At 66.8% G+C, this 13,595-nt stretch carries 12 protein-coding genes; 1 reads left to right on the top strand and 11 read right to left on the bottom strand.

The genetic code is table 11. The features are described 5' to 3' along the window. Position 1: 1 nt before the first annotated feature. The 11 genes from trpB to OJF58_RS12300 all read right to left on the bottom strand — a co-directional run bounded on the left by trpB (position 2) and on the right by OJF58_RS12300 (position 12,783). Positions 2-1,216, bottom strand: coding sequence for a tryptophan synthase subunit beta (gene trpB, locus OJF58_RS12350; RefSeq protein ID WP_300784697.1), 1,215 nt, complete (start codon positions 1,214-1,216; stop codon positions 2-4). Between the two features lie 56 nt (positions 1,217-1,272). Further along, a complete protein-coding gene (locus OJF58_RS12345) occupies positions 1,273-1,824 on the bottom strand; it encodes a RidA family protein (protein WP_366526831.1) in 552 nt (183 codons plus the stop codon). Between the two features lie 10 nt (positions 1,825-1,834). Then, positions 1,835-2,470 (bottom strand): phosphoribosylanthranilate isomerase, encoded by a 636-nt coding sequence (locus OJF58_RS12340; protein ID WP_300784695.1) that lies wholly within the window; start codon positions 2,468-2,470, stop codon positions 1,835-1,837. 4 nt (positions 2,471-2,474) lie between these two features. After that, positions 2,475-3,221: an orotidine-5'-phosphate decarboxylase gene (pyrF, locus tag OJF58_RS12335; protein WP_300784693.1), complete on the bottom strand. Its 747-nt coding sequence runs from the start codon at positions 3,219-3,221 to the stop codon at positions 2,475-2,477. A gap of 42 nt (positions 3,222-3,263) precedes the next feature. After that, positions 3,264-4,760: a sugar ABC transporter ATP-binding protein gene (locus OJF58_RS12330; protein WP_300784692.1), complete on the bottom strand. Its 1,497-nt coding sequence runs from the start codon at positions 4,758-4,760 to the stop codon at positions 3,264-3,266. Next, positions 4,757-5,854, bottom strand: coding sequence for a hypothetical protein (locus OJF58_RS12325; protein ID WP_300784690.1), 1,098 nt, complete (start codon positions 5,852-5,854; stop codon positions 4,757-4,759). Before OJF58_RS12325 ends, OJF58_RS12330 begins: the two co-directional genes overlap by 4 nt. Continuing rightward, positions 5,851-7,968 (bottom strand): SMP-30/gluconolactonase/LRE family protein, encoded by a 2,118-nt coding sequence (locus tag OJF58_RS12320; RefSeq protein ID WP_300784688.1) that lies wholly within the window; start codon positions 7,966-7,968, stop codon positions 5,851-5,853. The genes OJF58_RS12325 and OJF58_RS12320 overlap by 4 nt, the downstream gene beginning before the upstream one ends. A gap of 91 nt (positions 7,969-8,059) precedes the next feature. Beyond that, positions 8,060-9,088 (bottom strand): sugar ABC transporter substrate-binding protein, encoded by a 1,029-nt coding sequence (locus OJF58_RS12315; protein ID WP_300784687.1) that lies wholly within the window; start codon positions 9,086-9,088, stop codon positions 8,060-8,062. A gap of 67 nt (positions 9,089-9,155) precedes the next feature. After that, positions 9,156-10,127 (bottom strand): ABC transporter permease, encoded by a 972-nt coding sequence (locus tag OJF58_RS12310; RefSeq protein WP_300784686.1) that lies wholly within the window; start codon positions 10,125-10,127, stop codon positions 9,156-9,158. A gap of 134 nt (positions 10,128-10,261) precedes the next feature. Beyond that, on the bottom strand, positions 10,262-11,746 hold the full coding sequence (gene glpK / locus OJF58_RS12305; protein WP_300784684.1) for a glycerol kinase GlpK: 1,485 nt from the start codon (positions 11,744-11,746) through the stop codon (positions 10,262-10,264). An 11-nt stretch (positions 11,747-11,757) separates the two neighbouring features. After that, positions 11,758-12,783 (bottom strand): polyprenyl synthetase family protein, encoded by a 1,026-nt coding sequence (locus OJF58_RS12300; protein WP_300784682.1) that lies wholly within the window; start codon positions 12,781-12,783, stop codon positions 11,758-11,760. A 71-nt stretch (positions 12,784-12,854) separates the two neighbouring features. Here OJF58_RS12300 and OJF58_RS12295 point away from each other — a divergent pair, with 71 nt between their 5' ends. Further along, positions 12,855-13,580 (top strand): methyltransferase, encoded by a 726-nt coding sequence (locus tag OJF58_RS12295; RefSeq protein WP_300784681.1) that lies wholly within the window; start codon positions 12,855-12,857, stop codon positions 13,578-13,580. Positions 13,581-13,595 lie beyond the last annotated feature (15 nt).

Genomic DNA, 13,595 nt, shown 5'->3' with positions numbered 1-13,595 from the left:
GTCAGATCTTCACGCCGAGCCGCGCGGCGACCTGCGGCACGTCCTTGTCGCCGCGGCCGGACAGATTCATCACGAGCAGATTGTCCTTGGGCAAGGTCGGCGCGAGCTTCGTCACGTGCGCCAGGGCATGCGCCGATTCGAGCGCGGGAATGATGCCTTCGAGCTTGCAGAGGAGCTGGAAGGCCTCGAGCGCCTCGCCGTCGGTCGCCGACACGTATTCGACGCGGCCCTGCTCCTTGAGCCAGGAATGCTCGGGCCCGATGCCGGGATAGTCGAGACCGGCCGAGATCGAATGTGCCTCGGTGATCTGGCCTTCCTCGTCCTGCAACAAATAGGTGCGGTTGCCATGCAGCACGCCGGGCCGGCCGCCGGTGAGCGAGGCGGCGTGCTCGCCTGTCTCGAGGCCCTTGCCGGCCGCCTCCACGCCCACGATGCGCACGCCAGCGTCGTCGAGGAAGGGATGGAACAGGCCCATCGCGTTCGAGCCGCCGCCGATGCAGGCGACGAGCGTGTCGGGCAACCGGCCTTCGGCTTCCATCATCTGCTTGCGCACCTCGTTGCCGATCACGCACTGGAAATCGCGCACCATCGCCGGATAGGGATGCGGGCCTGCCACCGTGCCGATGCAATAGAACGTCGTCTCACAGGTCGCGACCCAGTCGCGCAGCGCCTCGTTCATCGCATCCTTGAGCGTCGCCGATCCCGCCGCCACCGGCCGGACCTCGGCGCCCAGCATCTTCATGCGAAAGACATTCGGCGCCTGGCGGTCGACATCGACCGAGCCCATGAACACCACGCAGGGAATGTCGAACAGCGCGCAGGCGGTCGCCGTCGCGACGCCATGCTGGCCCGCGCCCGTCTCGGCGATCACCCGCGTCTTGCCCATGCGCTTGGCCAGCAGCACCTGACCCAGCACGTTGTTGATCTTGTGGCTGCCGGTGTGGTTCAGCTCGTCGCGCTTGAGATAGACCTTCGCACCGCCCAGGTGCCGGGTCAGGCGATCGGCGAAATAGAGCGGGCTGGGGCGGCCGGCATAGTGGGCCAGGAGATAGCGGAGCTCGCCCTGGAACTGCGGATCCGCCTTGGCCTCGTTGTAGGCTTTCTCCAGCTCGAGGATCAGCGGCATCAGCGTCTCGGCGACGAAGCGGCCGCCGAAGATGCCGAAATGCCCGCGCTCGTCGGGCCCGGTGCGGAAACTGTTGGGTGTCGGTGCCATTGCGATTCCTGTCGGGAGGCGGACTTAGCAGTCCCGACGGGGGTCGGTCAAAGCAGCTACCTGCTCTTCTTTTTCGCCGCCTTCTTCGGCGCCGTCTTCCGCCTCGGTGCGGCCTTGGCCGCGGCGGACCGGCGCGCGGCCGGCGTCTCGTCCTCGACCTCGACGATCACCTCGATCTCGACCGGAATGCCGCGCGGCAGCGAGCCCATCCCGACCGCCGAGCGCGCATGCCGGCCGCGATCGCCGAACACCTCGACGAAGAGGTCGGAACAGCCGTTGATGACTTCCGGCTGGCGTCCGAACTCGGGCAGCGCATTCACCATGCCCAACACCTTCACGATGCGCTTGACGCGATCAAGGTCGCCCAGCTCCGCTTTCATGACCGCGATCAGGTTGAGGCCGGTCTCGCGCGCGTGCCGGTAGGCCTGTTCGATCGTGAGATCGCGACCAACCTTGCCCGTCGGCAGCGGCTGGCCGGGCAGACCGGGCCCCTTGCCCGCAAGATAGAGCAGGTTGCCGGTGCGCACGGCATTGACGTAGTTGGCCATCGGCGACGTCGCCGGCGCGAGCTCGATACCCAGTTCCTTGAGCCGCCGTTCGGTCTTCATCGGATCTCCCCTAAAGCGACGCGGTTCGCGCGAGGAAGGCGCGGATCAGCTCCACCGATTTCACACCCCGGCCCGATTCGACGCCAGAAGAAACGTCGACGGCGCCAGCCGCGGTGACACGCACCGCCTCGGCGACATTGTCCGGCGTGAGGCCGCCGGCCAGGAACCAGGGCACCGGCACCCGGTGACCCGAGAGAATCGTCCAGTCGAAAACCTTCGCGTTGCCGCCGGGCAACGTGCCCTCCGCCGCATCGAACATCAGGCGGTCGGCGACAGCGGCGTAGTCGGCGACCCCGCGTTCGACATCACGCGGCACCGCAACCTTGATCACTTTCATGACTGGCTTGCCGGTACGCTGCTTGATGGCCGCGACCCGCTGTGGGGTCTCGGCACCGTGAAGCTGCAGGAGATCGAGCACGCCGGTCGCGAGCTTCTCGTCCAGCAGGGCATCGTCGGGATCGACGAACAGGCCGACGCGTCCCACCCCCGCCGGCACGCCCGCACCGAGCACGCGCATCGTCTCGGTCGAGATATGGCGCGGCGACGGCGGGTAGGTCACGAACCCCACCCACCGCGCACCGAACCGCACCGCCGCCTCGACTGTCTCCGGCGTCGAAAGTCCGCAGATCTTGGCCTCGACGGTCATCGGCTCACAGCACGCCGAGATCGCGCGCGATCGCCTCGGCGGCCAGCGCCGGATCGGCCGCATCGGTGATCGGCCGGCCAATCACGAGGTGATTGGCGCCGAGCGCCACGGCCTCCCCGGGCGCCATCACCCGCTTCTGGTCGGCGCTCGCGGTGCCGACCGGCCTGATGCCCGGCACCATCAGGACGAAGTCCTTGCCGCATTCCTTGCGCAGGGCGGCGATCTCGAGCGGCGAGCAGATGACGCCGTCGAGGCCGCTTTCGCGCGCGAGCGACGCGAGCCGCAGCACCTGCTGGGCGGGCTCGGCCGGGATGCCGGTCGCCTCGAGATCGGAGCGGTCGAGCGAGGTGAGCACCGTGACACCGAGCAGCCTCGGCCGGGCGACGCCGAGGCGCCTGGCTTCCGACGTGGCGGCTTCGGCGGCAGCCTTCATCATCGCCGCGCCGCCCGCCGTATGGATGGTGACAAAGGTGGGCTCGAGCTCGACCACGGCGCGAATGCCGCCCGCCACAGTATTGGGAATGTCGTGCAGCTTGAGGTCGAGGAAGAAGCCGATGCCGGTCGCACGCACCGGCGCCGGAAAGGCATAGCGGACGCCCGGCGCGCCGTGGGCGAGGAAGAATTCCAGCCCCAGCTTGATGCCCCCCACGGCCGGGATCGCGCCGCCGGCCACCGACCGGATCAGCCGGGCGGCCAGCGGCAGATCGACCGTGTCGATGGCGCAATAGACGGGGTTGGAACGGCTCGGCATGGCGGCGCGCAAGCTACTGGCGCGCTCGAGAGGGAGCAAGCGTCAGTGGATCGCGGCGTACATGATCTTTTCTTCGGTCGCCTCGAGCGCCGAGAATTCCTCGACGACCTTGCCCTGGCGGCAGACCAGAATGCGGTCGGAGCGGGCCATGATCTCCGGCAGGTACGAGGAGATCATGACGACGGCATTGCCCTCGTCGGCCAGGCGATCGATGAGCTGATGGATCTCGGCGATCGCGCCCACATCCACGCCGCGTGTCGGCTCGTCGAAGATGATGAGGCTGGGTTCCTGGGCCAGCGACTTGGCGATCACGATCTTCTGCTGGTTGCCGCCGGACAGCTCGACCACCTTCACGTCCTGGCCGATGGCGCGGACGTTCAGCGCCTGCACCCATTTCTTGCCGACGGCCTCGGCGTCCTTGTTCCTTATCAGCGATCGCTTGCCGCCCAGCTTGGCCAGCAGGCCGATATAGACGTTCCGCGCGATCGACATGGTCTCGAAGAACCCCTCGACCTTGCGATCCTCGGTGATGTAGGCGATGCCGTCGCGCACGGCGGGCGCCGGCGTCAGGTAGCGGACCGGCCGGCCGTTCAGGATCACCTCGCCGCCATGGAAGAAATCCCGCTTGAGGATGCCCGACACGATCTTGAAGGTCTCGGTCCGGCCCGAGCCCACGAGGCCGAACACGCCGGTCACCTGGCCGGCGAAGACCGACAGCGAATTGTTCTTCACCATCGGCGCCATGCGCAGGTTCTCCACCGTCAGCACCCGCCTGCCCCGCGGCCGGACCTGCTCCTTGCGGCCCGCATAGAGGGTCCTGGAAAGGTCGCGGCCGACCATGGCCTGGATGATGCGGGCTCGATCGAAGCTCCTGGTCTCGTCGGTCACGACGTGCCGGCCGTCGCGCAGCACCGTGATGCGGTCGGATATCAGCAGCGCCTCCTCGAGCGCGTGGGAGATGAAGATGATCGAGACGCCGCGCCGCTTCAGATCGCGCATCAGATCGAAGAAGTACTTCTTCTCCTCGGGCGTGAGGCTGGCGGTCGGTTCGTCGAAGATGATCACCTTGGCGTCGTGCAGGACGGCCCGCGCGATCTCGACCATCTGCTTCTTGGCCGCACCGAGCTGGGCCACGGTGGCGGTCGGCGTCACGTCGAAGTTGAGCGACTGCAGGAACTGCTGGGCCGCGATATAGATGCCGCGCAGCCGGTTATAGAACTTCTCCTGGCCGAGAAAGAGGTTCTGCGCCACGGTCATCGAGGGCACCAGGCTGTTCTCCTGGAACACCATGGCGACGCCGAGATGGCGGGCCTCGAGCGGCGTGCGCGGCGCCGCCTCCTTGCCGCCGATCAACATCTTGCCGGAAGTGAGCGGCACCACGCCGGCCATGACCTTGGTCAGGGTGGACTTGCCGGCGCCATTCTCGCCGACCAGAGCATGGATCTCGCCGGCGGACAGGCTGAAATCGACGGCGTCGATCGCCGGCGATCCGCCGTAGAGCTTGGTTGCCTGGCGCAGCTCGAGAATCGGCGTCGTCATGCGGCGACATCCTTTTCGAGGGTGGCAAGCGGCAGTCGCAGCAGGCGACCAGGGCCCTTGGCCAGGAGGTAGAGGAACCCTCCGGCCTCGGCTGCCGCCACGATCCCGTGGTTGATGCCATCGACGCGGCTGTGCAGCGAATAGCGAGGCAGGCCCTCGGCCGAGACGCGGATCACCAGCCCGTAGGAACGCGGCGGCGCCCAGGGCTTCAGCACGCCCATGGTTCGCAGATGAGCCCCTTGCATCGGCTCGAGATAGCTTTGACCCGAGCGCAGCCGGGGCGCGATCCAGTGCTCGGGCGCAATCTCCCTCATCATGCGGCGACGGAATGCGTTCTCACGCAGCACGAACTCCACGAGCTGCGTGCGCGCGGCGAAGGCCGTGAGCCAGAAGCCGCCGCCGCCCGCAACGGCGAGGCGCGAGGGATAGACCGGCAGACGGGCCAGCACGACGCGTCGCCGGCCATCGGCCGCCACGGCGACCAGGCGATGACGCCAACTTTCCGACACCAGCGCCTCGTCGCCCAAGGCGCAGGCGCCGAACGCATATTCCAGGCCGCGCGCGGCCTCGCGGGCCTCGCCCTTTCCGGCATCGAGCAGGATCAGGCGTCCCGAGGCGCCGCGTCCCATGAGGTCGTGAACCCATTGCGCGCAATCGTTGCTCGACGAGCCGTCGGTGACGGCAAGTCGCCCGTCGGCCAGGCAGGCGATCGCATTTGCAGCACGAAACGGCGCGTTCCTCGGGCCGGCCGAACGAGCCTCGCCGCCCGTTCGCGGCCTGACCACGATCTCTCGTCCGCCCAGTGCGACGGCGATGCCGCCATCCGGCAAGGCGCAAAGGGCCGTGATCGGCCGGTCGAAGCGCGCGACCTCCTGGAGACCGGCCTCGACCAACCGCAGCACCCGATCGCCGCTGGCGACGAGAAGTGCATCACCATCGGCGGCGAGATCTTCCGCCGCATCGACTTGCGCGACGATCTCCGCGTCTTCGAGAAGCTGGTTGGGCTTCAGCGCACCGTCGAAGATCGGGACGGTGATCGAGGACTCGCCACGGCCGAGAACACGGTCGCCGATCGTCCGCAAGGCGCCGATCATGCGCTCTTCCTCCAGCGGGTCTCGTATTGCACGAAATCCGGATCGGCGCCGGCGAGCTTGAGGCGGCCGATGCGGTTGTTCATGATGCCGCCGAGATAGAGATATCCCCTGTGTTCGCGCATCGACGTGATCATGGGATGGTTGACGCCGGCCTGGTCCCAGAAGGTCTCGAGGATGTCGCCGGCCTCGTTGAATTTCAGGACGCAGCCGGTGTTGATGTTGGGGAACAGCCACTCGTCGAGCGGCACGCGCTTGGCCATGCGGCGCCGGAATCCGGGCATGCGCCAGGCAAGATCGAGCGCCGGCGAGCGCATGCCGACCAGGGCCAGCCAGTAGTTGCCGTCGGACGAAAGATTGATGTTGTCGGGGAAGCCCGGCAGGTTGTCGATCACCGTCTCGACACGGCCCTTCTTCGGTCCGTCGAACCAGTAGCGCTTGATGCAGCAGCCCCAGGTCTCGGCAAAGAGGATCGACTGGCCGCTGCGCGACACGCAGATGCCATTGGGAAACTTCAGGCCGCGCAGCACGGTGCGCGTGCTATCGGTGGCGGGATCGTAGCAGATGATGCGGCCGTTGCCGCGCGCCTCGAGACCGTCGACCGGCCACTCGTGCATCTCGTAGCGCACGGTGGCCTCGGAGAAGAAGATGCGGCCGTCGTCGGTGATGTCGAGATCGTCGGCGAGCCGCAGGCGGCTGTCGTCGTTGACCGAATAGAGGCTGCGGTTGGTTTCGTCGGTCGCCTTCTCGATCTTGCGATCGGGGGTGATGCGGTAAAGACCCATGCCACCGATGCAGACATAGAGATTGTCCTTGCGATCGAAGGCCATGCCGAGCGGCTGCCCGCCGATATGGGCATAGACCTCCATCTTCTCGTAGTCCGGGGGAAAGAAGCGGATGATATCGCCGTGGCGCGAGCCGGCATAGAGATTGTCGTGGCGGTCGAGGATGACGTCTTCCGGCGCCTCGATGCGTCCGAGGCCGATCAGGCTCACGTCCTTGAGCCTGTCGTTCTGCTCGAAGCGCGTGCCCGCGCCGACGCCGGGCCCCAGCAGCGGCGGCATGTGATGGAAGGTCGGGCTGACATAGACCTTGGCGATGATGCGGGTACGGTTCTTGAGCCAGCGGATGTCGATCGTCGCGGCCACCAGCAGAATGCCCGCCAGCACCATGCGGTTGACCCCGCCCCTCACCGAAAGCGTGGTGAGCCCGTTGGTGATGAGCAGCACGATCAGCGTGCCGACCAGGGCGCGCGTCACGGAGCCGCGGCCGCCGCCCAGGCTGATGCCGCCCAGCACCGCCGCCGTGAGCACGGTGACCTCCAGGCCGACGCCGACATCGCCGCCGACCGTGCCGAGGCGGGCGGCGAAGAACAGCGCGCCGACAGCCGTCAGAGCGCCGCTCGCGGCATAGCAGCGGGCAATCGTGCCGCGCACCGCAATGCCCGAATTGTAGGCCGACCGGCGCGAGCCGCCGATCGCCGTGATGTGCCAGCCCGGCCTCAGGCGGGTCATGAAGATGTGCCCGAAGACGGCAACCGCAGCATAGAGCAGCGCCACGCTCGGAATGCCGAAGACACCGCCACCGCCCATGAAGTTCCAGATCGGCGTATCGGGAAAGGACGCGGCGATCGTGTTGGAGTAGTCGACCAGCAGGAGATCGTAGGCCGAACGATAGATGATCAGGGTGATCAGCGTGGTGATGAAGGCGCGCAGCCTGAGATAGCCGATCAGGAAGCCGTTGACCGCACCGAGCAGCGCGCCAAACACGACGGTGACGGCGGCCACCGCCGGCACCGGGAGATCGAGCACATCGAGGCAGAACAGGGCGCAGAAATCCGTCAGGGCGAACATCGATCCGACCGAAAGGTCGATGCCGCCCACGACGATCACCAGAGCCATGCCGAGCACGACGAAGCCGATCTCGGCCGCCTGACGCGCCGTGTCGGCGAGGCTGTTGATCGACAGGAAACCCGGGATGGCCTGCGAGAACGCCACCGCGACGAACAACAGGACGATGACCGGGATGGCGGTCTCGGTCCACCGCTTCGACAGAATCTCGCCGAGCAGATGGTCTGGCCAGAGCCGGTAGCGCAAACGCAGTACAGCTTCTCTCATCGCACGGTCCGTCGACGCATCGATCCCGAATTCGCGGAACAGGGGCAAGGCCGGAACGCGGCGCAATCCGCGTCCCGGCCGCGACGCTTCCCTACAGCTGCTTCAGGTGATCGAGCTTCCAGCATGTGCCGTCGATGCCGGCGTTCGCCTTGGTGACGGGGATCAAGGTCGTATAGATCGACCCCTTCTCCGCCCCGGCCTTCATCCCCGACGAGAGCAGCCACTTGATCATCGCCGCCATGTCGGCGCCCTGGGTGGGCACGTCGTAGCTGAGATCGAGGTCGAAGGCGCCGGACTTCACCAGATCGCAAGCACCCTTCTGCTCGCCGCCGCCCGATGTCGCGACGAAGACCTTGCCCGTGAGGCCGGCTTCCTTCACCGCGGCTGCGGTGCCGATGTCCATGCCGTCCCAGAAGCCGACGATGCCGCAGAGATCGGGGTTCTGCTTCAGCACCGTCTGGGTGATCGCCTTGGCCTTGGCGGCGTCCCAGTCGGCGGCTTGGCTGGACACGACCTTCACCTCGGGGTGCTTGGCCAGGATGTTCTCGACACCTTTCAGCGTATAGGCGCTGGCGGCCGCCGAAAGCGCGCCCTGCACGACGGCGATCTTGTTCGACTTGCCCTTGCAGAAGTCGACCACCGCCTGTGTGTCGCGCTCGCCGATCTCGATCCAGTTGGCGCCGACGAAGCCGGTCGTGCGGTAGGCCGAGCCCATGTTGATCTGGATGATGAAGATGCCTTCCTTCTCCGCGCGCTGCAGAAGCTTGGCGTAGGTCTGGACGTCGGGATTGTGGACGACGATGACCGCAGGCTTCTCGGAGATGAGCGTCGTGAGCGCCTGCGCGCCGGCATTGGTGCTCCAGTTGGGATCCCGGACCACGACCTTCATGCCGTAGGGCTCCAGTTCCCTCTTGAGGACGGCAAACCAGCCTTCGGTGAGGTCGAAGTTCATCGCCACGGGGACATAGCCCACGGTCTTGCCCTCGAGCGCCTTCTTGAACGGTCCCTGGAACGGCTCCTCGAGACCCTTCTGCGCGAAGGCGGGCCCGGCCATGGCGCATATCAGGCCAACCATGACGGCAATGCCGCCGAGCCCCTTGGGCATGATGGATCGGATCATGATTTCGTCTCCTCTGTCTTGTGCTTGTTCATGGCAGCGGCTTCCCGCCTGGTGTCCGGCGGCGGCGTCATATGTCGCCCTGCTGCGCAGTCTCCTCGTTTCGCGGGTTGAGGAATGAATCGGCGATCACGGCGAGCAGCAGAATGACGCCTTTCACCAGGTTCTGGCCGGAGTACGAGACGTTCATGATCGTCATGGCGTTGAGCATCGTGCCGATCAGCAGGGTGCCGATCACCACATTGGCGACGCCGCCGCGGCCGCCGGCGAGCCCGATGCCGCCCAGCACGACCACCAGGATCACGTCGTAGATCATCGTCGAGTTGTAGATGCGTGTCGGCATGCTGTTGACCGACGCCGCCAGCACGAGCCCCGCGATCAGGCCGATCAACGCCGCCAGCACGTACTGCAGCACCATCAGCGGCCGGGTCGGGATGCCCGACGCTCGCGCCGCAAAGGGATTGTCGCCGATGGCATAGATGAATGCGCCGAAGCGGGTACGCCGCAGGAACGCCGCCACCAGGACGCAGGCGCCGGCAAACATGACGATCGGCATGGGAATGCCCAGCAGGTCGCCCTGCCCCAGCTTCTCGAAGCCGGTCATGCCGGGACTCCATTGCACCACGTCGAGCTCGAAGAGCGCCGCCTGGCCGAGGCCGGCCAGGAACAGGCCGGTGGCCAAGGTCGCGAAGATCGAGGGTACCTCGGCATAGGCGATCAACCAGCCGTTCACGAGGCCGAAGGCGAGCGTGAGAAGTGTCGCCAGCAACAGTGCGTGCGGCAAAGAATCGCCGTTCTGCACGAGCTGCAGCACCACGCCGGGCGGGACGGCAAGCGCCGCGATGAGCGAAAGATCGATGCCGCGCCCGATCACGACGATCGCCATCGCGAGGCCCAGGATGCCGAGAACGGCGACGTTCTGCAGCAGCGTCAGCATATTGGCGGTTGTCAGGAAGCCGGGCAGAAAGACTGCAAAGCCAGCGAACAATGCGACGAATATTGCGAAGACGATGCCTTGCTGGCTCGGTCGGAGCGGCTTCATCCGGTGCAGCACCTCTCGCTCGGTGACAAACGCAGGACCACGCTCTCGACTCGATGCAAATATGCTCGCAGACTTTTCGAGTCCGAGTCAATGCGCGAGCAAGCCCGGGTTGCCGAGCGGGCAAGCCGAAGCGATCAGGAGCTGCGCACTCTCTTCACAGCGTTTTGCCAGCCGAGATAGCGGCGGTCCCTCGAGGGTGCTCCCTCCGACGGTGTGAAGGCACGATCGAGAGACCAGGCCGCGGAGAACGAGTCGAGCGAGGGCCAGATGCCGGCCTGCAATCCGGCGAGGAAGGCGGCCCCTAGCGACGTGGTTTCGATCACCTTGGGGCGCTGCACCGGCGTGCCGACCGTATCGGCGAGCCGCTGCATCAAGGAATCGTTCACCACCATGCCGCCGTCGACCCGGATCTCGTCGATCTGGGCGCCGTCGCCGCGCATCGCTTCGACGAGGTCGCGCGTCTGGTAGCAGACCGAATCGAGCGTCGCGGCGGCGATCTCGGCCCCGCCGGTATCGCGCGTGAGGCCAAGGAGCGCGCCACGCGCGCCGGCATCCCAATAGGGCGCGCCAAGGCCGACGAAAGCCGGCACCATGTAGACGCCATGCCCTTCCTTGGCATTGCGCGCCATCGCTTCGACCTCGCCCGATTGCTTGATGAGATTGAGGCCGTCACGCAGCCATTGCACAGCGGCGCCGGCCACGAAGATGCTGCCTTCGAGGGCATAGGTGCGTCGCCCGTCCAATTGGTAGGCGATGGTCGTGAGCAGCCGATGATTGGAATGGATGGCGAGGCTGCCGGTGTTCAGGACCGCGAAGCATCCCGTGCCGTAAGTGGCCTTGACCATGCCCGGCCTGGTGCAGGCCTGGCCCAGGGTCGCGGCCTGCTGATCGCCCGCCATGCCGAGCACGGGCACGGATGCGCCCAGGATGTCGGGTGCCGTGACGCCGAGCTCACCGGCGCAATCCACGACTTGCGGCAGCATGGAGAGCGGCACCTCCAGGAGCTTCGCCAGATCGGAGTCCCAGCTTCCCTTGCGGATATCGAGCAGCAGCGTACGGCTGGCGTTGGTGGCGTCGCTCGCATGCACCTTGCCGCCCGTGAGGCGCCACAGCAGGAAGCTTTCGATGGTGCCGGCTGCCAGCGCCCCCTTCTCGGCCGCGGTGCGCGCACCCGCTACATTCCTCAAGATCCAGGCGATCTTGGTGCCGCAGAAATAAGGATCGAGCAGCAAACCGGTGCGCTGCGACACCATTGCCTCGTGGCCGGCCCTTCGAAGCTCCTCGCACAGATCGGCAGTGCGCCGATCCTGCCAGACGATGGCGTTGTGGACCGGCTTTCCGGTCGCTCTGTCCCAGACGACCGTGGTCTCGCGCTGATTGGTGATGCCGATGCCGGCCAGCGCCCTGGGCTCAAGCTCCGCTTTCCCGAGCGCACTGCGGCTGACCTCGACGGTCGCGCGCCAGATCTCTTCGGGATCGTGCTCGACCCACCCGGGCTTGGGAAAGATTTGCGGCAACTCCGTCTGCGCCGATGCGACAGGACGGCCCGACGCGTCGAACACGATGGCGCGCGTGCTGGTGGTGCCCTGATCGATGGCGAGGATGTGCCTGGCGGCCATGACGGCCGCGATTAGTGCGCCCGGTCGATGGCGAAGTCCACCGCCTCGAGCAGCGCGGACTTGAGCGGCGTGTCGGCGAACAGGCCGAGCGCATCGCGCGCCATGGCGCCGTAGTGCCGGGCGCGCTCCAGCGTATCGGCGAGCGCGTTATGGCGCTCGATCAGGCTCTGGGCGCGTTCCAGATCCTCCGGCCGCTGGTCGAGCTTCTCGATCGTGCGCCGCCAGAACTCGCGATCGATCCGGCCGCCGCGCAGGAAAGCCAGGATGACCGGCAGGGTGATCTTGCCCTCGCGGAAATCGTCGCCCACCGACTTGCCGAGCTTGGCTTCCCGCCCGGCGTAGTCCAGTGCGTCGTCGACGAGCTGGAAGGCAATGCCGAGATTCATGCCGAAGCTCTCCAGCGCCACCCGCTCCGGCCCGTTGCGGCCGGCGACCATGGCGCCCACCTCGGCCGCCGCGGCGAAAAGCTTGGCCGTCTTCGCCTTGATCACCTCGAGATAGGTCGCCTCGGGCGTGCTGCTGTCGCGTTGGGTAACCAGCTGCAGCACCTCGCCTTCGGCAATCGTCGAGGAGGCGCGCGACAGCACGCCCAGAACGTCGAGCGAGCCGACATCCACCATCAGCTCGAAGGCGCGGGTGAACAGGAAATCGCCCACCAGCACGGAGGCCTTGTCGCCCCACACGGAATTGGCGGTCGGCTTGCCGCGCCGGAGCGCGCTCACGTCGACCACGTCGTCGTGGAGCAGCGTGGCGGAATGGATGAATTCCACGCAGGTCGCGAGCTTCACGTGGCGGTCGTCGTCGTCCGGCGAGCCGTAGCCGCACAACCGCGCCGCCGCCACCGTCAAAAGCGGCCGCATGCGCTTGCCGCCGGCGCCGACCAGATGGTTGGCGAGCTCGGGGATCAGGGAAACGGGCGAGCGCATGCGCGCCAGGATCTCGCGATCCACGCGCGTCATGTCCTCCGCGCACAAGGCCAGCAGAGGCTCGAGGCTGGGCGCCTTGCGCTTGCCTTCCAGGGAGACGACGGTTGCCATGATGTGAAATTAATCCCGGCGAAAACGCCAATGTTGCGACACGATGTCGTGAGAGAGGATGCAGTCACTGCATGGAAACGTCCACCACAGAAGACGCGTTGCTGGATGGTCGCGTCCGCCTTCGGCAACCGCGCCGCGGCTACCGCGTCGCCGTCGATGCCGTCCTTCTGGCGGCCGCCACAGCACCCGCGCCGGGCGCGCGCGTGCTGGACCTCGGCACGGGCGTCGGCGCGGTGGGCCTGTGCCTGGCGGCCCGGATTCCCGATTGCCACGTGGTCGGCGTGGAGTTGCAACCGGCCCTCGCCGAACTCGCCGCTCACAACGCCGAGGCAAATGGCCTGGCCGCCCGTGTGCGCATCCTCGTCCACGACATCGCGCGTCCTTTGACCGACACGTTGGGAAGATTCGAATGCGTTGCGACCAATCCCCCTTATCTCGCGGCAGCGGTGGCCGATCCGTCGCCCGATGCAAGCAAGGCCCTGGCGACGGTGGAATCGAGCGCCGATCTCGCACGCTGGCTCGCCGTGGCGACAGGCGCCCTGGAGCCCAGTGGCACCCTGACGATGATCCATCGCGGCGATCGGCTGGAAGAGATCGTCATCCTGCTCGCAAAGCTCGGCTGGGGCGAGGTCACGACAAAATGTCTGCCGCCGGCATCGCGGGTGCTCGTGCGGGCCCGTCGTGCGCCCCGCCTGCAGCTTCGTGAATCGCCGCCGCTGATCCTGCACGGGCCGGACGGCCGCTATACGGACGCCGCCGAGGCCGTCCTGCGCTGCGCCGCTGCCATCGTCTTTTAGGGCGCTTGCCTTCCA

The organism is Enhydrobacter sp., from assembly GCF_030246845.1.
Classification (GTDB): domain Bacteria; phylum Pseudomonadota; class Alphaproteobacteria; order Reyranellales; family Reyranellaceae; genus Reyranella.
Note: the sequence above shows the minus strand (reverse complement) of the source record. Positions and strands in the feature narration are given on the sequence as shown.